Annotated in this window: 19 protein-coding genes; all 19 read right to left on the bottom strand. The window is 48.1% G+C overall.

The window, feature by feature from the left end:
- Window positions 1–18 precede the first annotated feature (18 nt).
- Complete coding sequence (locus tag GPK88_RS00280) at window positions 19–2,304, bottom strand: DNA internalization-related competence protein ComEC/Rec2 (RefSeq protein ID WP_215707441.1); 2,286 nt, start codon at window positions 2,302–2,304, stop codon at window positions 19–21.
- Between the two features lie 36 nt (window positions 2,305–2,340).
- Window positions 2,341–3,297, bottom strand: coding sequence for a GerMN domain-containing protein (locus GPK88_RS00285; protein WP_174095994.1), 957 nt, complete (start codon window positions 3,295–3,297; stop codon window positions 2,341–2,343).
- A 10-nt stretch (window positions 3,298–3,307) separates the two neighbouring features.
- Window positions 3,308–4,738: a sensor histidine kinase gene (locus GPK88_RS00290; protein ID WP_021977507.1), complete on the bottom strand. Its 1,431-nt coding sequence runs from the start codon at window positions 4,736–4,738 to the stop codon at window positions 3,308–3,310.
- 3 nt (window positions 4,739–4,741) lie between these two features.
- Window positions 4,742–5,431, bottom strand: coding sequence for a response regulator transcription factor (locus tag GPK88_RS00295; RefSeq protein ID WP_021977508.1), 690 nt, complete (start codon window positions 5,429–5,431; stop codon window positions 4,742–4,744).
- A 10-nt stretch (window positions 5,432–5,441) separates the two neighbouring features.
- Window positions 5,442–6,218 (bottom strand): ComEA family DNA-binding protein, encoded by a 777-nt coding sequence (locus tag GPK88_RS00300; protein WP_215707442.1) that lies wholly within the window; start codon window positions 6,216–6,218, stop codon window positions 5,442–5,444.
- A 110-nt stretch (window positions 6,219–6,328) separates the two neighbouring features.
- On the bottom strand, window positions 6,329–6,760 hold the full coding sequence (locus GPK88_RS00305; RefSeq protein WP_021977510.1) for a DMT family transporter: 432 nt from the start codon (window positions 6,758–6,760) through the stop codon (window positions 6,329–6,331).
- 90 nt (window positions 6,761–6,850) lie between these two features.
- Window positions 6,851–8,137, bottom strand: coding sequence for a nitrogenase component 1 (locus GPK88_RS00310; RefSeq protein ID WP_215707443.1), 1,287 nt, complete (start codon window positions 8,135–8,137; stop codon window positions 6,851–6,853).
- Window positions 8,134–9,489 (bottom strand): nitrogenase component 1, encoded by a 1,356-nt coding sequence (locus GPK88_RS00315; RefSeq protein ID WP_215707444.1) that lies wholly within the window; start codon window positions 9,487–9,489, stop codon window positions 8,134–8,136. Before GPK88_RS00315 ends, GPK88_RS00310 begins: the two co-directional genes overlap by 4 nt.
- On the bottom strand, window positions 9,483–10,250 hold the full coding sequence (locus tag GPK88_RS00320; protein WP_021977513.1) for a nucleotide-binding protein: 768 nt from the start codon (window positions 10,248–10,250) through the stop codon (window positions 9,483–9,485). The genes GPK88_RS00315 and GPK88_RS00320 overlap by 7 nt, the downstream gene beginning before the upstream one ends.
- Window positions 10,247–10,516, bottom strand: coding sequence for a TM1266 family iron-only hydrogenase system putative regulator (locus tag GPK88_RS00325; protein ID WP_174096000.1), 270 nt, complete (start codon window positions 10,514–10,516; stop codon window positions 10,247–10,249). Before GPK88_RS00325 ends, GPK88_RS00320 begins: the two co-directional genes overlap by 4 nt.
- A gap of 37 nt (window positions 10,517–10,553) precedes the next feature.
- Window positions 10,554–11,561, bottom strand: coding sequence for a hydrogenase expression/formation protein HypE (gene hypE, locus GPK88_RS00330; protein ID WP_195567142.1), 1,008 nt, complete (start codon window positions 11,559–11,561; stop codon window positions 10,554–10,556).
- 46 nt (window positions 11,562–11,607) lie between these two features.
- Window positions 11,608–12,651: a hydrogenase formation protein HypD gene (hypD, locus tag GPK88_RS00335; protein WP_021977516.1), complete on the bottom strand. Its 1,044-nt coding sequence runs from the start codon at window positions 12,649–12,651 to the stop codon at window positions 11,608–11,610.
- Window positions 12,651–12,860 (bottom strand): HypC/HybG/HupF family hydrogenase formation chaperone, encoded by a 210-nt coding sequence (locus GPK88_RS00340; protein ID WP_022426401.1) that lies wholly within the window; start codon window positions 12,858–12,860, stop codon window positions 12,651–12,653. Before GPK88_RS00340 ends, hypD begins: the two co-directional genes overlap by 1 nt.
- 3 nt (window positions 12,861–12,863) lie before the next feature.
- A complete protein-coding gene (locus GPK88_RS00345; protein ID WP_215707445.1) occupies window positions 12,864–15,335 on the bottom strand; it encodes a carbamoyltransferase HypF in 2,472 nt (823 codons plus the stop codon).
- Between the two features lie 76 nt (window positions 15,336–15,411).
- Window positions 15,412–16,449: a nitrogenase component 1 gene (locus GPK88_RS00350; RefSeq protein ID WP_021977519.1), complete on the bottom strand. Its 1,038-nt coding sequence runs from the start codon at window positions 16,447–16,449 to the stop codon at window positions 15,412–15,414.
- A complete protein-coding gene (locus GPK88_RS00355; protein ID WP_215706380.1) occupies window positions 16,446–17,762 on the bottom strand; it encodes a nitrogenase component 1 in 1,317 nt (438 codons plus the stop codon). Before GPK88_RS00355 ends, GPK88_RS00350 begins: the two co-directional genes overlap by 4 nt.
- Complete coding sequence (locus tag GPK88_RS00360; protein ID WP_118062705.1) at window positions 17,759–18,538, bottom strand: nucleotide-binding protein; 780 nt, start codon at window positions 18,536–18,538, stop codon at window positions 17,759–17,761. Before GPK88_RS00360 ends, GPK88_RS00355 begins: the two co-directional genes overlap by 4 nt.
- Before the next feature lie 414 nt (window positions 18,539–18,952).
- Window positions 18,953–19,309: a heavy-metal-associated domain-containing protein gene (locus GPK88_RS00365; protein WP_021651583.1), complete on the bottom strand. Its 357-nt coding sequence runs from the start codon at window positions 19,307–19,309 to the stop codon at window positions 18,953–18,955.
- Window positions 19,310–19,326: 17 nt separating this feature from the next.
- On the bottom strand, window positions 19,327–19,524 hold the full coding sequence (locus tag GPK88_RS00370) for a FeoB-associated Cys-rich membrane protein (RefSeq protein ID WP_021977522.1): 198 nt from the start codon (window positions 19,522–19,524) through the stop codon (window positions 19,327–19,329).
- Window positions 19,525–19,692: the final 168 nt, after the last annotated feature.

Below are 19,692 nucleotides of genomic sequence, written 5' to 3' on the forward strand. Positions count from 1 at the left end.
GGTTTTTGAAAAAATTTTTCAGTCCCTCCGAAACCTATATATCTTAAGCTTTTTTCCATCGGTTTCCACAGTAATGGCACCGTTTTTCATGGTATATTCCACCTGGCTTCCGGCCGCTTCCAGACGCTCTACGGTTTCCGGCGACGGATGCCCGTAAGTGTTGGTGGAAGAACAGGAAATGATCGCCAGTTCCGGCTTTATTTTTTCAAGAAACGCTTCCGTGGTAGAATAACGGGAACCATGATGTCCCACTTTCAGACAGTCCACATCCTTTAATATCCCGGACGCCAGAAGCTTTTTCTCCGTGTCTGCTCCGATATCCCCGGTAAAAAGCATCTGAAATTCTCCAAACGAGAGTTCCATCACCATTGCCTCCTCATTCACATCTTTTCCTGTGGCGTTTTTCTCCGGCCACAAGATGGAAAAAGATACCAAACCACAATGCAGCTCATCTCCCTTTTTTCCTGTCACAATTTTTATTCCGGCTTTTTGTACCGCATCCGAGAGTTCCTCCCAAGCCTCCGGCTTTTCCGCCCATGAAGGAAGCACCAGATATCCTGCCCGGATGGTCGTGAGGCCATTTCCCATATATTCCAGAAGTTCCTTCGCCCCGCTGATATGATCCTTGTCTGTATGGGAAATAAAAAGCCCGTCCAAATAAGAAATCCCCTGACTTTTCAGAGCCGGCAGAAGGCAGTATCTTCCAAGGTCCGACTGGCTGCTGCTTCCTCCGTCAATAAGAAAATGGTGATTATCCGGAGTCTCCACAAGGATGCCATCTCCCTGCCCCACATCCAGGCAGGTCACCTTCAGGTCTCCTGCCGGATGAAACCCGAGGATCAGAATTCCTGTTATCATCAATGCGCCGGCTGCTGCCCGGACTGTCCGGAGTTTCCTTTGGATCTTTCCCGGGATTCTTTTATCCCGGCTGGATAACTCTGATTTCATACCCGCTTCCTGTTCCCGCCTCATCGGTTCTTTTATATACTGTCCCATAAACAGAACTGTAATCAAAAAAACATAATATACCAGAATCTGCCAGATTTCCGGTTCCCCTCCGATCCAGGTGCTCCACCTTAATTTTCCTGCAAGGCTACATAGATATTCATAAAAAAGCAACAGTCCCCTTGCCGGCAAAATTACCAGTTTTGCAGCAGAAATACTGAAAATTCCAAGCAACAGTGCCGCCATTCCTCCCATCAGCACAAAGCCCACACTTGGAAGCACCAGAAGATTCAGAAAAAATCCGGCAAGGGATACTTCTCCAAAAAATTTCAGCATCACAGGCAATGTCACCAGCTGAAGGGCTATGGAACTTACCAGTGCCTTCATCCATTTTTTCTCTGCTCCTGCAAGAGCACAGATTTTTTCCGCTGCAACACCGATCCCAAGAACACAGCCAAAGGACAGAAGAAAACCGCTGTCCAGAAGATACGCCGGGGATTCCAGAAGAATCATCATGGCTGTTACCGAAAGCGCAGTCATCATGTCATAAATCCGTCCAGTGATCCTGGCGCCCATGGCAATGAGAAACATGGTCACCGCCCGCATGGTGGAAATACTCCCTCCGGTCATGATCCCGTACTGCAGCATTACCCCCAGCGAAAAAATTCCCGCAGGCCAGATTCCAAGGCCTGCTTTTTTCAGAAGATTATAAAGTCCCATTCCCAGAATGCTGATATGAAGCCCGCTGATGGCAAGGATATGTACAATCCCGGCCAGCTGATAACGCATCCTCATTTCCGGCTCCAGATCCTGTTTGTCCCCAAGCACCATAGCGCAGAAAAGTGGTGCGTCTTCTCCTGTCGATGCCGTAAGAATCTGCCTGCATTTTTCTTTTACCTTAAAAAACTGCTGTCTGTATCCGGAATAGGATTCTGTTTTCTTCCGGACCACAGCGTTCTTCATGAAATAATAGATATGACGGCAGGCATAGTAATGCTGACTGTCAAAGCCACCGGGATTTGAGGGTTCCTCCACTCTTTTTAAGGTTCCTTTTACCAGAATTTTCATTCCCGGTTTCAGGTCTTCTTCTTTTTTCAAAAATACTCTTACATTTTCAATGGAAAATTTTTTTGACTGATAAATCAGATATGTTTTTTTCAGATAAACAGACTGGGAGAATTCTGTATTTTCATACTGCTCCACCTCCCCGCAGATCACAGATCCAGGATGTGCTTCGATCCAGTCCTGTACGGTTACAGGAAGGGGATTCCCCCCAAGAAGAGGAATCCCCGCAAAATTCATAATACCTAAACCAAGCACCATGAGAAAACACAGAAAACATAATGGCCGTTTTGTCATACATGTTCTCCCGTTTATGTAGATATTTTGTTAAAATCAGTTCTGTTCTTTTTTGGCTTTTGTGCTGGCCAGCAGACTGTCATTCCATTCATAGAACTTGTAAAGCTGCATATTCTGGCCAAATGTCACTTCTTTGTTTCCCTCAATGGAAATCTCCACTTTATCCACATCCGTTGCCGCAATCAATGTGTTTACAACAGAATAAATCGGGATCTGCTCGGAAACATTTAACGCATAATCCTGAAATACAGAGTTGTAATCCACATAGCAGATTCCGTTGGCTTTTGTGAGAGAAAGTACCTCCGAATTCTCCGGAATGGTGGGATAATGATCTTTTTCCAGAGGTCCTCTTGCCAGCTGTTCCAGCACTACGGTTGCCTTTGGAAGATTCCGTCTGTAACGAACACTTCTCTGTTCTTCCACCAGTTTGTCACCGTTTTTGTTTGTAAAATACAGGGTAAAGGTATCGTAACTGTATACATCCCCGTCAGATCCGGAAAACTCTACAAACGTGTCACTGTTCATAGCTCCGACTTCTTCTCCTTTGGAATTCGTAAGAGGTTTTTTTCCCACATAGATTTCCACAGAATCAATTCCCGGAATCTGGATAAAGATTTTCACCACGCCGGTACGGACCAGAAGTTCCCTGGTGCGGGACATCTTACTGTAGGCCTCGTTAAATTCCAGACGCAGAATTCCATCCTTTATAGAATAGGAAGAAATTTTTACGTCTTCCGGAAACAGTGAAATTCCATCTTCCCTTGTCTCGCGGTTGTTCAGGCTCTCCGAAAAATCCCGGAGCATCACCTCTGCAGTTTCTTTTTCCGGTGTATACTTCTCTTCTTTCAGTTTTGTTTCTTCACTGTTGATATAGTAAAAGCTGTACTGCTGTTCTGCATTTTTCTCTTTTCTTCCCGCAAAACCGATATAGGCAATCAGCCCAAGAAAGATACAGGCAGCAGTCACGCAGATAATCTTTATCGTTTTTTTCATGCTGTACCTCCTAGGACGGAATATAGGACAGAGGAATCTTCACGGTAAATGTGGTTCCCTCTCCTTCTTTGCTGGATACTTTTATGATACCGTGATGCATGGCTATGGAACTTCTGGTAATGGCAAGCCCAAGACCGGTTCCTCCGATTTCCCTGGAATGGGATTTGTCTACACGGTAAAAACGCTCAAAAATCCGTTCAATAGATTCTTCAGGAATTCCAAGTCCGGAATCTTCAACGGTTACAAAGAAATCTTTGTGATCCGCATCCAGTGTTACACGAACCCAGCCTTCATCTACGTTATATTTGATTCCGTTCTCCACCAGATTGCTGATGGCAAGCGTAAACTTCACTTCGTCCACATCTGCATTGACCGGGCGGAAGGAATCCAGAATCAGGGAAATGCTTCTCTGATCTGCAATCGGCCGCAGACGTTTCAGGATATTTTCCAGCAGTTCATTGATATTCATATTGGTAATATTCATATCTGCTGCCTTTTTGTCCATTTTCACAAGGGAGAGCAGATCTGTGATAATCTTGTTCTCTCTGTCAATCTCTTCTGTAATATCCGAAAGGAATTCCTGATACAGTTCCTCCGGAACCCCCTGCTGTCCTACAAGAGAGTCTGCCAGAACTTTCATGGAAGTCATCGGTGTTTTCAGCTCATGAGACACATTGGATACAAATTCCTGTCTGGATTCATCCAGGGTTTTCATTCTGGAAAGCATCTTATTAAATGCATCCGTAATCAGCGCTGTCTCTGTATAATCCGGAACGGAGATTTCTTCATTCTGATATCCGTCTGTCAGATCTTCGATGGCTTTTGTTACTCTGGCAAAAGGTTTCACCAGAACTGTGGAAAGGATATATCCCAGGAATATGGCCAGAACTACAATAATTCCAATAATCAGAATTCCTTTCTGCTCCAGTTCCCGGATGGTTGACGTCACTTCACTGGAAGAAGCCATAATCATCATGGCACCCTGCACCTGATTTACTTCCGGGCTTTTTACCGGAACAGCCAGGATCAGCTTCTGGCTGTCGGAATCATATCGGTAGGCATCTTCCCCTTTAAAACAGTTTACTACTTTCTGGGATACCAGAGTTTTTCCCTCATCCACGCCATAGGTATCCTTAATAATCCTGAAATCCCTGTCTACAATGAGAATTCTTCCTCCATAGATATTAGACAACAACTCCAGCTTGCTGTTTACTGTCTGCGAGCTGGAGTCATTCAGATAATTCTCTTTGATAAGCAGGTCGCACATGATGTCACAGATATTTTCCATGCTCTGCACACGGTTGGCAATGGCACGGTCTTCATAGTTGGCAATGACCATTTCCGTTACAATGACACTTGGTACGATTCCCAGTATGATCAGGATGATCAGAATACGAAAGCGGAGACTTTTAAAAAACTTGCCGCTTTTTTTGATCTTCACAGCTTATGCCTGGAAATAGTAGCCCACACCCCATTTGGTGTGTACATATTTCGGCTCACTGGGATTGGCCTCAATTTTTTCTCTTAAACGACGGATATGTACGTCTACTGTACGGACATCTCCCGGATACTCATATCCCCATACGATATTCAGAAGATTTTCTCTGCTGTATACCTTGTTCGGATTGAATACCAGAAGTTCCAGCACATCAAATTCCTTGGCTGTAAGGTTAATCTCTTTTCCGGAAATAAATACACGGCGTCCTTCGCAGTCCAGCTTCAGTTCTCCGACTTCCACGGTCTTGGCTTTCTCCTGTTTGTTCTGGTTGCTGCCTGCACGGCGGATGATCGCCTTGATACGGGCCTTGACTTCCAGAATATTAAACGGTTTGGTCACATAATCGTCTGCTCCGTATTCCAGGCCCAGAATCTTATCCATATCCTCACCTTTTGCTGTAAGCATGATAATCGGGACATTGGAAAATTCACGGATCTGCTGGCATACCTCAAGACCATCCATCTTTGGAAGCATCAGGTCCAGAAGAATTATATCGTACTCTCCTGCCTTGGCTTTTTCCAGAGCTTCCTCTCCGTCATAGGCACAGTCCACTTCCATTCCATCCTGCTCCAGACTGAAACGAAGTCCCTTGACAATCAGTTTCTCATCATCTACTACCAATACTTTCCTGCTCATTTAACGCTCCTTACTTTATTGCTATTTTATCCTTTATCTTCTCATAGGTTCCTTCCTTGATACCAGGCACGTTCATAATGTCTTCTATGGAAGTAAAAGGGCCGTTCTCTTCCCTGTAAGCGATGATCGCCAGGGCCTTGGACTCCCCTACACCTGTGAGAGTGGTAAGCTGGGATACATCAGCGGTGTTCAGATTGATCTTCTGGTCTGTGCCAGTATTTTCTCCGGCAGATCCCTCTTCGTTGTTATTCCCGGGGGCAGTTTCTGATGTGGCTTCCTGTCCATCCTCAGTAACTTGAATCATCTGGCTGTCCACTTCCGCCTGGGTAGGCACATAGATCTGCTGTCCGTCAGAAAGTCCCTTCGCACGGTTGAGATAACTTGCCGCAGCTTCCGGAAGATATCCACCGGCTTTCTCAATAGCCTGAAAAACACGGCTGCCGGATGGAAGTTCATAGACTCCGGGGCTGGTTACTGCTCCGCAGATGTCTACGTAGATCGTTTCTGGAATCTCTGAGATCTCCGGCTGCTGTTTCGCAGCTGCCGTTTCCTGTACTGTATCCACTTGCTTCTCCTCAGACTTCTTCTCAGATACTCCACTTTCCGCGTCCGTAGGATCTTCTTGTTCCAAATCCACTCCGGATGTTTCTGTACTTTCTTCCTGCACCAGTTCTTTTTCCAGAAACTCTGCTCCATCATCCTTACAACCTGTCAGTCCTGCAAAGATCAGAAACATAAATATGGAAAAAATAAGCTGAACACTTCTGATATGTGATTTTATTTTCATGGGTCAGGGGTTCACTCCTTTTTGCCGATGTGATGGCAGGTGCCCCGTTACTCATACAAAACCATACCTTATTTTAACGAAGTATTACAAATATTACAATACTTTTATTTCTATTTCCATTTGAAAATGACCACGCCTGCAATGCAGATCAGCATTCCAAACAGCTTTCTCCACTGAAAATCCGCTCTTTCCACTCCAAAAAGTCCCATCAGTTCTATGAGATAAGCCACTGCAAGCTGGGAGATCACAATGAGCATAACTGACCGCGCTGGCCCCAAACTGCCCATACTCTGGATCACGGTAATGGTAATGAACGCACCGATCACGCCTCCAAGCAGCGTATATTTATTCTCCACCTGCCACAGTGCACCGATACTTTCCCTACCTGTAAAAAGCCATGCAGCCACACAGACCAGAAATGCGGAAAACTGCACCCATCCGGTGGAAACCCACAGACTTGTCTGTTTTGTTACATTTGTGTTAAATACTCCCTGAATGCTCATCAGTGCGCCCGAGATCAGCGCCGACAGAAATCCCCACATAAAAATCCCTCCATATAAGATCCGTTCACCAGTTTTACCGTCATAAAAAGGCGCTGCTATTTCTGCAACGCCTTTCCGGTTTCTTATAGTTTATGTGGTTTTTCTGAAATTATACAAATTTTTGAGATAGATTCTTCCGGAGAATGCAATATGCGGCATCTCATAAAAAGTGGCACTTTCCGGGCAGATCGGGCGGTAGAGAGGATCTGCCACAATGATCCTGGCAGTTTTCAGTTTTTCTTCCATGGCTTCTTCCCCGCGGATGGCTTCATCTCCCCAGCGGAGGAGTCCTTCTGTGATCTCCAGCGGGCAGAGAAGCTGAACTTTTTTTCCACACTTCTGCTCTATGGCTGCTGCCAGGGAGCCCATGGTAACCGGTTCCCCGATGAGGGTGATGTCCGGAACAGGGAAAAGCGAATCCGCTCTGTTGATCGTTTTGTCGATCGTTTCCAAATCGTCTCCTGAACAGATAAGTTCTGACGACTGGCTGTCTTTTTTCTGCAAATAGAGCACCTGGTCCGGAGTTACTTTCCACAGCTCTTCCTGTCTGCCAGAAATCTGCGTTCCATTTTTCTCCGCAGGATTTTCTTTTTTATACTCAAACGCTTCATAAAAGCTCTCCGCTGCCTTCTCAAGTGCGTCCGAAATCTCTCCCTCATAGCCTTCCACCGGAGTTCCCACAAGAAATGGTGTCCCGAATTTCTCTCTCAGAACATTGGCAGCCGGGATTCCCACGGAAGATACCACAAGGTTTACCTCCGCCTCACCGGCATGGGACAGATCTTCCAGCGTATCGCCCATAGCCCAGGTGGAAAGGATCTCCCACCCATATTTTTCCAGATGTCTTTTCATGGCATCTACCATCGGCTGGGGGCCAAAATCCAGGGGTGTTACTCCAAGAAGATTTAATTTCCGTTTTCTCTTCTCTGCAGCGCCGGTAAAATGTCTGGCAATCTCAGAGAGTGCCAGCCCTGCTCCATACACATAATCATGCATACCACTGGTTGGAACCGAAAACGCCGGAATCCCTGTCTCGGCCGTAAGTGCACGGGCAAGTCCAGGAAAATCTGTTCCGTTCATAAAGGGAATCGGGGAACTTGCAAGAGCAATAAATTTCGGTTTCAGTTCCTCCGCCACATCTTCGATATCCCGGAGAAATTTCTCATCATTTCCCATGATCGCATCGATATCCGTAAGGCCTGAGATAAAAATCAGGCTGTCCTGGTCATACCAACGGATCTCATCGTGGGTATTATAGGTAGAATTACAGCCAGAAGGATCATGCATCACCGTCATTCCTCCAAGCTCATACAAAGCGGAACAGACACCGGACACGTCTGCCGTATAAATCGGTATAATTCGATATGCCTGTCTCATATGCAGCTTTCGCACCCCCATCCTTTTCGAACGATCAGATCTTCCGGATCTTTTTCTTCATGAAATGCTTCCACCATCAGCTGCGCGGTATGTCTGATTCCGTCGAATCCCCAGAGCCCGCCGCCCTGTACCATATTGACAAAATTTCGGCTTCCGGTAAACCAAGCTGCTTTCTGGCCGATGGCAAGGATTTTTTCGGACTGCTGCCGTGTCCGCACCCTCATCTCCGGACGGACAGTGGAAATCAACTTCAGCTCCGGATAATTCTCCTTCAGCCAGAAAAATACCTCTTTTTCTTCCGGGCTGATACTGTCCAGAAAAACGGACTGTACCTGAAATCCATGGGTAAGGAGAAGTTTTGTAAGTCCCAAGGGCCTTGGATGAAAAAGATAATCCACTGCTATGGGAGTGTCACCGATGATCTGGTGTGCATGAGAAAGAGCCTCCTCACATTCCCGGATCTCTTTTTCGATATCCAGGCCGTTGATTTTTCCTGTTTTCCTGTTGTTTTGCTGTCCCAGCATTCCCAGCAACTTCTCTTCCTGTTCCTGTATCTCCCCATAATCAAAACTTCCCGGCAGATACAAAAAAGGCCTTCCCAGTCTTTCGGCCTGTTTTTCTGCCCCGAATTTTCCGGCAGGGTAACAGTTCAGAATCAGACTTCCCTCTCCCAGGTTCTGATAATCCTCCCAGGTTTCACAGGTCGGTATCTCTCGGAGCAGGATTTCGTTTTTCTTCAGGATCCGGCAGATATCCGAACCTTCATCCAGCGCAAAATCACTGCCCAGAACCGTCACGCATTTTGGATCTGCCTTTCTCTCCTGCACGGCATCATACATGGCCAGGCGAAGCTTCTGATCTGGCGTGGGGCCTGTTTTCTGCATGATAGGATCCATGAAACACCGCATAAAAAAGATCTCCGGAAATCTTTTTTCCAATTCTCCGTAGATCCGGTCCAGATCGCTTCCCAGAAAATGGTGAAGACATACCGTAAAAAGCAGCACTGCTTTTGGTTTCTTATCCAGGCGGTTCAGAACGTCCGTTACCCCTTCGATGGTCACATCCTCCAGGTTTCCTCCAAGAAGATCTTTTTCCTCCACGATCACAAAGGAAAAACGGTCTGCCGCATTCATTTCCGCCGCAGTCAGAACAACACCACGCATGCAATTGTCCGCACAGACATAGATCTGATGTGCTTCCGGGACCAGCATTCCCGTATGTACGATATTCCAGTTTCCGTGGGCCGGGGAATTAAATTCCAGCCCCGGCTGAAAGGGCACCGGAAAAGAAGCTTCTTTTATAAATACTTCTGTTTTTCCCGGAAACTCCCGATCGCCAACTCTTTTTAACATGTGCCATCCTCCCTGCATGCATTCAGGATCTGCTCTGCCAGTGCCCGGTATTCTCCTGCCATCTCACTTTCCGGGTAAGCTTCCAGAAGCGTTTTTCCCTGTTCCTCTGCCGCAAGAACCAGGTTACTTCTGGAAAGAGTTCCTACTACCTGGGTGTGAAAATCCTCTGCCAGCTCCCGGACTTTTTCTTCTTCTCTTGGCACATTCCGCCGGTTCAGGATCAGACCTCCCAGAGATGCGTAGCCTCTGCTTCTGAAGTTTTCCACCGCCATGGCAATGTTCGCTCCTGCATGGATGGCCATGTTTTCCCCGGAAGTGATGATAAATACTTTATCTGCATACCCTTTTCGCATGGGCATGGAAAAACCGCCGCAGACAACATCTCCCAGTACATCGTAGAGAACAATGTCCGGTTTATAGGTCTCATAGGCTCCGGTTTCTTTCAGTTTTTCCAGTGCAGTGATGATACCTCTTCCCGCACATCCAAGTCCAGGTGTAGGGCCGCCGGCTTCTACACAGACTACACCGCCGTATCCGATCTGCACCATATCTGCAAGTTTCAGGTCCTGGCGCTTTTCGTTGTAAAGATCCAGCACTGTGGGGACTTTTTTCCCATGCCGGAGAAGAATGGTGGAATCCGCCTTGGGATCACAGCCAATCTGCATCACTTTCATTCCTTTTTCCGCAAGGGCGGCTGCCACATTGGAAACTGTGGTGGATTTTCCGATGCCGCCCTTTCCGTATACCGCAACTCTTATCATTTTCTGTCCTCCGCTTTTGTGATCACATTGGAATATGCCGTTTTTGCGGAAACTCCCTTGAGACGGCCGATCTTTCCGGATAAGGAGCTGATCACATCCTGTGGCGCATCAATGGCAATGCTGATAATGTTAATTCCTTTTTCCCGGTAGGGGATTCCCATTCTCCCGATAATATATTTTCCCGCTTCGTGAAGAAAACGGTTGATGTCATCGATCACGTCATTGTTTTCCACAATGATCGAGATCAGTGCCACTCTTGTATCCATAACGTCAGACTCTCCTTTCCGGTATGATTCATTGCTGTCAGCAGATTCTCGGCAAAAGTTCCCCGCCTGGCTGCGGAAGTAATGCCTGAGTTCCAATTTCCGTAGTCATGACAACTTTTCCTGGCTGGTCTTCGGTCACTTCGCCGATAATGGCAGCGTCTTTGGAGTACGGACATTTACGCAGTGCTTCCACGATCTTTTCCGCCTCTTCCTTCGGTGCCATGATGACCATACGGCCCTCACATGCCAGATAAAGCGGCTCCAGTCCAAGCATGCCGCAGACACCTTTTACTTCCGGCGCTACCGGAACAGATGGTGCATCCAGACGGATTCCCACGTTACTCTGGCCTGCAATCTCATAGAGAACCGTTCCAACGCCGCCTCTTGTTGCATCACGGATCACATGAATGTTATGAGTTGCATCCATCACTTCTTTTACAGTTTCCCACAGTGGCGCACAGTCGCTTGTCACATCTGCGTCAATGCCAAAATCCTCTCTTGCCAGAAGAATGGTGCATCCATGTCTTCCCACATCACCGGTCACAATGATGGCATCTCCCGGTTTTGCCAGCTCGCCGCCTACCTTCACGCCATCCTGAATCTCGCCCATTCCGGTTGTTGTGATGAACACGCCGTCAACCTGGCCTTTTCCTGCTACCTTGGTATCGCCGGAAACAATACGCACACCGACTTCTTTCGCTGTTTTTTCCATGGCTGCGGCGATTTCTTCCAGCTTCTCCATGGGAAAACCTTCTTCGATCACAAAAGCGCAGGTGAGATACATCGGTTTCGCTCCCATACAGGCAAGGTCATTGACCGTTCCACAGATAGAAAGCTTACCGATATTTCCTCCCGGGAAAAACGCCGGGGAAACGATAAATCCATCGGTGGATACCGCCATTTTTCCTGTCGGCGGAACCAGCACTGCCGCATCATCAGCTGTGAGATCCGGGTTTGCAAAATGTGCTTTAAATACTTCATCGATCAGTTCTGAGGTCTGGCGGCCTCCGGCACCGTGTGCCATGGTTACTGTTTTATTATCCATAATATTCATCTTCTTTCTGTTAATTACAGTCCATTAAACCGGACAGTTAATTTCCATACATAAAATATGCGGAACAGGCTCCTTCATTAGATACCATGCAGGCTCCTACCGGATGCTGCGGGGTACAGACTTTTCCAAATACCCTGCAGTCCGACGGTTTGCATTTTCCCTGAAGCACATCGCCACAGCGACAGGCCGGATTTGGTTTGCCTTTGATCGGCGGCACCGCATATTTTTTTCTGGCATCAAAAGCTTCCCATTCTTTCCGGAGCACCAGGCCGGATCCCGGGATCACACCCAGTCCACGCCATTCGGAATCGCAGGGTTCCATCAGTTCCTCGATCAGTGTCTGTGCCTCCGGGCTTCCTTCGCTTTTTACCACGCGCGGATAACAGTTTACAAAGAACGGCTTTCCCTCCTGGAAACGTACCAGTGCAACTGCCAGTGCGGTAAGCAGCTCCTTCGCTGTAAATCCTGCCACCACACCACTGACACCTTCCTCTGCCAGATGTTCACAGAGCGCCGTTCCTGTGATGGCATTGACATGGCCAGGGTAAAGGAACACATCCGCGCTGCCTTTTAATGCCTGATAAGCCTGCGGCATGGTCTTGTTCGCCACGAGAAGGGAATAGTTTAAAAGGCCGTCCTCTCTGGCTTTTTTTACAGAAAGGCATCCTGCAGGTGTGGTGGTCTCAAAACCAACGGAAAGGAATACCACCTGTTCCTCCGGATGTTCTTTCGCATATTTTTCCGCATCTGCCGGTGAATAGACGATGCGTATCCTGGCACCTTCTGCCCTGGCATCTGCAAGGCTTTTCTTTGTCCCTGGTACACGGACAAGATCACCGAAGGTACAGATAGTCGCCTGTTTTTCCAGAGCAAGATAAACGGCCTCGTCAATAAAGCCTACCGGTGTTACACAGACCGGGCAGCCCGGGCCTGAAATCAGCTCCACCTGCGGTGGCAGAAGCTTGCGGATCCCCAGACGGAAAATCTCGTGAGTATGGGTTCCGCAGACTTCCATGATCCGCACCGGCGGCCCCTGATATCCTTCTATGATCTCTCTTGCTGTTTTTTTCTTCTCTTCCATCACAGCAGTTCCTCCATCAGCTGGTCTGTCTCTTCCTCGTCATCGTCAGTGATCTTTGCAATGGCAACACCAGCATGTACCATCACATAATCTCCCGGCTCCAGATCTCCCAGAAGCTGGGCGGAAACTTCTCTCTTTGCGCCGCCTGCGTCTACCACTGCGGTTCCGTCACTGATCTTTACTACTTTTGCTGATAATCCTACACACATACTCTATTTCCTCCTGTTCACATAAGCCATTCCATACGCCGCCTGTCCAAGTGCGATTCCTCCGTCATTTGGCGGGATCAGGCTGTGTTTCAGAACTTCAAAACCTCTTTCTGCAAGTCCGTCATCTACCAGTTCCAGAAGCAGCCGGTTCTGGAATACGCCACCGCTTAATGCCACTTTTTTAATTCCGGTCTCCTGCTCTGCTGCCTCACAGGCTGCAAGGATCTGTTCTGCCAGTGCCCGATGGAATTCATAAGCCAGCTTCCCGGAATCTTCCCCTGCCAGTTTTTCCTGAACCAGATGTGCAACGATGTCACCTGTATTTAAAACAAATTTCCGTTCCTCTGTGGATGATGCTGAGGTGCCTGGATTTTCCGGAATATCTTTTTTTTCTGTCATCCACATTTTCAGGCTTTTCACTCTTATATCCACATTTTTCTTCTGTATCTCCTGCGCTCTCCACGCTTCCGCCGCAAACTCCAGCGCTGTGGAAGCTTCCCCCTCAAACGTGGACGCTCTCCGGATCCCCAAGATCGCGCTGACTCCGTCAAAGAGCCTTCCTGCACTGGTGGAAGTCACTGCATTGAGCTTTCTCTGTGCCATCGTCACCAGTACTTTTGCTTCCTGCTCTGTGCAAAGTCCCAGTTTTTGGACAGTATCAAGAGTTTTCTCCATATTTCCTGTATTCTGCCAGATCAGGGAAACTGCGATCCGCCAGCCTTCTTTTGCGGAAACATCTCCTCCCACCTGCACAAAAGGTTCGATACTTCCAATCCTTGTAAATCCCTGATAATCTGCGATCAGGATCTCACCGCCCCAGATCGTCCCGTCTGTTCCATATCCGGTTCCGTCAAAGGAAACACCGATCACTTTTTCCTCGCAGTCATTTTCTGCCATGCAGGATAAAATATGTGCGTAATGATGCTGCACTTTCAGAACGGGAAGCCCCAGTTCCTGGGCCACCACTGTGGAATTATATTTTGGATGAAGGTCACAGACCACCACTTCCGGCTGTACTTCCAGAAGTGTTTCCAGCCGGCCTATGGTTTCCTTCAGGGCTTTTACCGTTCGAAGATCCTCCAGATCACCCACATAAGGGGACGGATAAAAACGGTTATCCACACCAATGCAGAATGTATTCTTAAGCTCTCCACCTGCCGCGATCACCTGTCCCTTCCAGGGTGTGGAAACCATAAACGGAAGAGGTGCATATCCACGGGAGCGCCGGATCATATATGGCTCTCCCTTATAAAAATCCATCACCGAATCATCGGCCCGGATGCGGATCTTCCTGTCATGGGAAAGAATGCAGTCACATAAATAAGAAAGTTCTTCCACAGCTTCATGATCGTCTCTGCAGATCGGTGCGCCGGATGTGTTTCCACTGGTCATCACCAGAAGCTTCGGCATCTCAATTCCATCGTCATAATGAAAAAGAAGAAGCTGCACCGGTGCGTAGGGAAGCATCACACCGACTTTTGGATTCCCGGGAGCGATACTCTCACAGAGTTCCGCTGGTTTTCCGCATTCTGCCTCTGATCTGCCCTGGTCTTTCCCGATGTTCTTTCCATATTTTATGAGTTTCGCATCTGTTTTCTGTCCACAGGACATCTCAGTAAGCTTATCCAGCAGCAGGATCGGTTTCTGATGCCCGGTAAGGATCTTCTCCTGCTCCTCACTGACCTGACAGACTTCTTTCACGGTTTCCAGATCCTGTGCCATCACCGCAAAAGGCTTCACCGGACGCCGTTTCAGTTTCCGGAGCCGCTGTACGGCCTCCTCACTGGTGGCATTACAACAGAGATGAAAACCACCGATTCCCTTGATGGCCACTATCCCGCCGGAAGCAATGGTCTTCCTCGTATAAGTGATCGCCTCCCGGCCACGTTCCTCTCTTCCAATGAGATAGACCTCCGGCCCGCAGTCATTGCAGCACACCGGCTGGGCGTCATAACGTCTGGTGTCCGGATTATGGTACTCATCCGCACAGGACGGACACATGGGAAATTCTTTCATGCTGGTACGCTCCCGGTCATAGGGAAGGGAATCGAGGATCGTCAGCCTCGGGCCACAACAGGTACAGTTGATAAACGGATGCAGATACCGCCTGTTTTTCGGATCAAACATCTCTTCCTTACATTCGTCGCAGATGGCAATATCCGGAGAAACAAAGATCTCACCCTTTGTCTTCTCGCTTTCAATGATATCAAACTGCGTAAATTCCTCCGGCTCCTCCACCGGTTCCACCAGAAGCTTCAGGATGGCCGCACGCTTCGGCGGCCTGTTCTCGATATCTCCGATAAAACCGTCCACATCCTGCTGCCTGCCCTGGGCAAAAATCTCCACATAGGGTCCTTTATTGGACACACTGCCACGGATTCCCCTTGCCATGGCATGACGGCTGACCGTAGGGCGGAAGCCCACACCCTGGACGATTCCGTAAACACGGATCATTTTTGTAATTTCGCACTCCATATGTTCTCCATTCCCTGTAACCAGCTCCCCTGATCCGGTTACAGTATGTATGTAACTTTATGCCCTGCTCTTAAGTCTACCTGCACTTTCCGGATACCGCAAAATGCACCGCATCCACAAACACACCGGAAAACGTCTTTGCCATCCGCTTCATACAGGGATCTGCAAAGATCACATCATATCTGCCTTTTTCCACCAGATCCATGTAATCTTCCTCATCTTTCAATGGCACATCCCCCTCTTCCAGGAGATCTTTTTCCATGGAAAACCAGCTTGCCACTGTGATCTCTCCATCTGCGCCACGTTTCTGAAGTTCCTCTCTTATGGAACCGGCCATTACCTGCTGCTGCACGATGAGAATTTTTTTCCCTGCATACTCCATATCCGGCACCAGTTCCTCCACCAGCGGATATCCCACCTCATAAGGCGTTCCGAAAGTTTTCTCAAGATATCTGGCACATTCCAGTGCCGCTGGAGAAACCACGATATTTTTTTCCACAGAGGAGGCTTTTTTTACTTCATCAAGCCCATCTCCCATTCCGTAGCAGACTGCCTGGTGCCCCTGAGACTTAAATTTTTCCCGGAGCTTATCTGCCGCCTTCAGGTCACTGACATCCTGTGGCGTCATTCCAAGGATGCCCACCCTGCCCGTCTCCACCGGCAGTTTTTCCCGGGCAAAAACTTTAAAAAGTTCCAGATAAGCCTTCCGTTCTCCCCCGTCATAAAGCTCCATTCCATCGGTATTTACCGCAAGTACCGGAAGGTCTGTTTTTTTCTCGCACATCCGCTTCAGTGCCTGATAATCCGTTCCGATCACGGCGGGCACCGGCGTTCCGATCACTGCCGCAAAGCCTGCCTCCACCTTTTCTGCCGCATCCACAAGTTTGGCAACCAGGCGGTCATCCCGTCCCAGGATGGCATCCATGTCCCGAAGTCCCGCACTGAACACGGCACTTTTGCGCTCAAACCATCTTGGCTCATCAAAGCCGCAGACATTTCCCGTACAGCCTCCGGCATCACAGATCACGATGATCCCGCCCAGCTCATACAGAACCGACACTGCTCCTGACTGATCCGGGGCAAAGGGTGTCAGATATTTCCGAAGTCCTCTCATGCTCTCTCCCCCTTCCTCTTATCCTGCTCCGCCGCAGTCTCAAGGAGTGCCTCAAATAATCTACGTACCCCTGCATACCCATAAGGCTGACGGTCCTGATTCCAGACTACATTAGGCTGATCCGGATGATAATATCCCGCATCCTTACCAATCGTAAGATTTACGCCACTCTCTGCTGGATCATAATACAGCATGGTAGGTTCCATATTGGAAAAAATCTTCGTGCCCGGGCTCAACTTAGCCAAATGTCGTATGTATACAAAATTCTCAGCTGTAATAGTTCCATAGATCTCCGGCACCTGAAATCCATAGCGCACCAGCGCAAGTGCCAGCTCAAAAGGATCTCCGTTCATGCACTCCCCTACTGCAAAGGAGGCATCCGGACAGACTTTTCGGAACTGTTCCACCGCCCTGGAAGCCTCATCCTTATACTGCTCCTGGTCAAAAGCCACCCCAAGGACCTGTCCCAGAGCCCGATACTGATTTTCGATCTTATCCATCTGATAGAGCCTTCGAAGCTCAATAAACGGGATCTTCAGCCGGTTATGAAAATCCTCTGCCGCAAACCTTGCTTCCGGATGAAGCACCAGATTGAAATTAGCCTGGGACATGGTCCGGTATTCCTCATAATCCTTACATCTGGAAATCTCATGGATGGTTTTTACACCAGCCTGATGTAGCAGATCATAAAGCTCACAGTCATCCACCAGCGGCGAAAAAAATCCCAGGAGATTGACCACATTTCCTTTTTTCTTCTGTGGTTCCAGAAGAGAATATAAGGACTGGCGCACATGGACCATGGGCGGCTTCCTGCCCTCACGTGTCAGCGCATACATGTAACAGGGACGCACCGGAATGTCCACTTTTTCCTCTGCTTTCCGACAGACACGTTCCATATCCGTTCCCAGAAGCGCATCCACACAGGTGATGCAGATCATCACCACCGACGGCTTCTTCTCACAGCAGTCGCAGATCTCTTTTACCGCTTTGGGGATCTTTTTCAGATGACGGCCTGTGACAATATCTGTCTCGTCCATCATCAGGTAAAAAAAACGGTCATTATACTCCGGCATGGAACTGATAAGAGAAGTATTTCTTCCACAGCATCCGGGCGCCACGATCAGCATAATGGAATCCGGCACTGCAAGCCCCGCACGTTTTACCCCGAAGCCTTCCGCTCCCGGAGAATTAAATGCCAGCGTTGCCGGAGAACTGTAGATCAGATGTTTCCCGGAGATCATCTGCGGCGGGATCGCTTCCGGTCCAAGCCGTTCCAGTTCTTCTGCTGTTGCAAAATATGCTTTCTTTTTCATACGTCCTCCTTCTCCTGCACAGTCCCTTCACTCTCCAGCAGCTTCCGCGCCAGCGCAAAAAATTTCTCACTGATCTCAGAATTCTCATCACCCTCGATCACCGTTTTTCCCTGGTCTTCCCAGCGGATGATCTCATCACTCCTGGGAATCTCACCAACAATAGGAATATTACTTTTTTCTGCAAAAGCCTGCACCTTCTCGGTCTCATTCTCCACATTCCTGTGGTTCAGCACGATTCCAAAGATCCTCGCATAGCTGCGGTCCTCAAAATTCCGAACAGCACTGGAAATATTGTTGGCTGCATAGAGTGCCATCTTCTCCCCGGATGTGACAATGAGGACTTTTTCCGCATAGCCCTCCCGGATCGGCGCCGCAAAACCACCGCACACCACATCTCCAAGCACATCGTAAAGTACCACATCCGGCTTCCAGGTCTCAAAAAGCTTCAGATCCTCCAAAAGCTGAAACGTTGCGATAATTCCTCTTCCCGCACAGCCAAGTCCCGGTGTGGGACCTCCGGTCTCAATACAGAGAACGCCGCCAAAACCCTCTTTCGATATATCTTCCAGTTTCTCCGGTTCCTCATCTTCTTCCCTCATATAATTCATCACCGGCCGGAGAGGTTCTCCACCAAGAAGATTGATGGTGGAATCCGCTTTTGGATCGCACCCGATTTGGATCACTCTTTTTCCCATGGCCGCAAACGCCGCCGCCAGGTTGGAAGTCACTGTAGACTTTCCGATACCGCCCTTTCCATATACTGCTACCTTCAGCATAAAATCCTCCCTTACTGAATGCGCCTGCTCCTGCAGGCATTTTACATAAAAAAAGCTCCTTCACCACACAAGGTGAAAGAGTCCCGTATTCCGCTCACAAAGCAGCTAAAGCCACGCTAAATGAACAACAATTCCCGCTCGGATCATACCTTGCTGTCAAAGTCTGTTACCTCTCTATTTGGCTTTCATGACACATCATTCGGATAGAAAGAAAATTTGTAATAATATTTTTCATTCCGTCTGATTTTTCTGTTTTTATTATACAATAGCAGCTATTAGTGAGTCAATTGCAACTCTGACTTCTTACACAAAAAAAGACTTCTTATCGAAATATTTTTAAGCATTTCGACGAGAAGTCTTTTCTCTGCTCTGCCGGATGGGAAGCTCCGGCAAACGTATTATTCTGATGGATCCTTACTGAATAGAAACTACGTGATATCCACGATCTTCAACAACTTTTTTCAGTTCTTCGTTGGAAATCTCTCTGTCATAGGAAACCACTGCCTCACCTTTTTTCAGGCTGACTTTGGCTGCCGCTCCGTCAATACGGTTGATGGCTCTAGTGACGCTGGCTACACAGTTCTCACAGTGCATTCCTGTGATCTTCATAGTTTTCTCACCAAGCTTCGTTCCGTCCAGTTTCTTCTTCGGGATTTCCGGTTTGCTGCCGCCTCCACAGCAGGCACCCTCACCTTTCAGATGTTTATATGCGCCTTTTCCGGCAAACAACATAATGATGATAACAACGATGACAACGATTGCATTTGCCATAATGATCTACCTCCTGGTTACTTCTGCATTCCGCTGCAGCCTGAGCATCCGGAGCAATGACCGGAGCATCCGCCGCCACAGCCGTTGGTACGTGTATTACCGGCACAGCCAACACAGCTGAGCCCCTGTTTCTTTCTTGAATAAAGATAACTGATCACAAATATACCATATGCGATCACAAGCGCCAGTACAATAATATCCGCTACTATACTCATATCTGTCACCCTTTCTTTCGCTGCACAGCAGTTAAGACGCTGTCAGCTTCTGATGAATAATTTTGTAAAAAATTCCTATGTTTCTTCAGGCTTATTATAACACAGAAGACCAGGTATTTACATACCCGGCCTCCTTATGTTTCTTATCATTTCCGCTGTTTTCACAGC

It is taken from the genome of Blautia sp. MCC269 (assembly GCF_018785655.1).
GTDB lineage: Bacteria > Bacillota > Clostridia > Lachnospirales > Lachnospiraceae > Blautia_A.

Bases quoted from the DNA above. Each gene is read 5' to 3' on its own strand.
- GPK88_RS00280 (WP_215707441.1), bottom strand. From the start codon at position 2,304: ATGACAAAACGGCCATTATGTTTTCTGTGTTTTCTCATGGTGCTTGGT.
- GPK88_RS00285 (WP_174095994.1), bottom strand. From the start codon at position 3,297: ATGAAAAAAACGATAAAGATTATCTGCGTGACTGCTGCCTGTATCTTT.
- GPK88_RS00295 (WP_021977508.1), bottom strand. From the start codon at position 5,431: ATGAGCAGGAAAGTATTGGTAGTAGATGATGAGAAACTGATTGTCAAG.
- GPK88_RS00300 (WP_215707442.1), bottom strand. From the start codon at position 6,218: ATGAAAATAAAATCACATATCAGAAGTGTTCAGCTTATTTTTTCCATA.
- GPK88_RS00305 (WP_021977510.1), bottom strand. From the start codon at position 6,760: ATGTGGGGATTTCTGTCGGCGCTGATCTCGGGCGCACTGATGAGCATT.
- GPK88_RS00310 (WP_215707443.1), bottom strand. From the start codon at position 8,137: ATGAGACAGGCATATCGAATTATACCGATTTATACGGCAGACGTGTCC.
- GPK88_RS00315 (WP_215707444.1), bottom strand. From the start codon at position 9,489: ATGTTAAAAAGAGTTGGCGATCGGGAGTTTCCGGGAAAAACAGAAGTA.
- GPK88_RS00320 (WP_021977513.1), bottom strand. From the start codon at position 10,250: ATGATAAGAGTTGCGGTATACGGAAAGGGCGGCATCGGAAAATCCACC.
- GPK88_RS00325 (WP_174096000.1), bottom strand. From the start codon at position 10,516: ATGGATACAAGAGTGGCACTGATCTCGATCATTGTGGAAAACAATGAC.
- hypE (WP_195567142.1), bottom strand. From the start codon at position 11,561: ATGGATAATAAAACAGTAACCATGGCACACGGTGCCGGAGGCCGCCAG.
- hypD (WP_021977516.1), bottom strand. From the start codon at position 12,651: ATGGAAGAGAAGAAAAAAACAGCAAGAGAGATCATAGAAGGATATCAG.
- GPK88_RS00340 (WP_022426401.1), bottom strand. From the start codon at position 12,860: ATGTGTGTAGGATTATCAGCAAAAGTAGTAAAGATCAGTGACGGAACC.
- GPK88_RS00345 (WP_215707445.1), bottom strand. From the start codon at position 15,335: ATGGAGTGCGAAATTACAAAAATGATCCGTGTTTACGGAATCGTCCAG.
- GPK88_RS00350 (WP_021977519.1), bottom strand. From the start codon at position 16,449: ATGAGAGGACTTCGGAAATATCTGACACCCTTTGCCCCGGATCAGTCA.
- GPK88_RS00355 (WP_215706380.1), bottom strand. From the start codon at position 17,762: ATGAAAAAGAAAGCATATTTTGCAACAGCAGAAGAACTGGAACGGCTT.
- GPK88_RS00360 (WP_118062705.1), bottom strand. From the start codon at position 18,538: ATGCTGAAGGTAGCAGTATATGGAAAGGGCGGTATCGGAAAGTCTACA.
- GPK88_RS00365 (WP_021651583.1), bottom strand. From the start codon at position 19,309: ATGGCAAATGCAATCGTTGTCATCGTTGTTATCATCATTATGTTGTTT.
- GPK88_RS00370 (WP_021977522.1), bottom strand. From the start codon at position 19,524: ATGAGTATAGTAGCGGATATTATTGTACTGGCGCTTGTGATCGCATAT.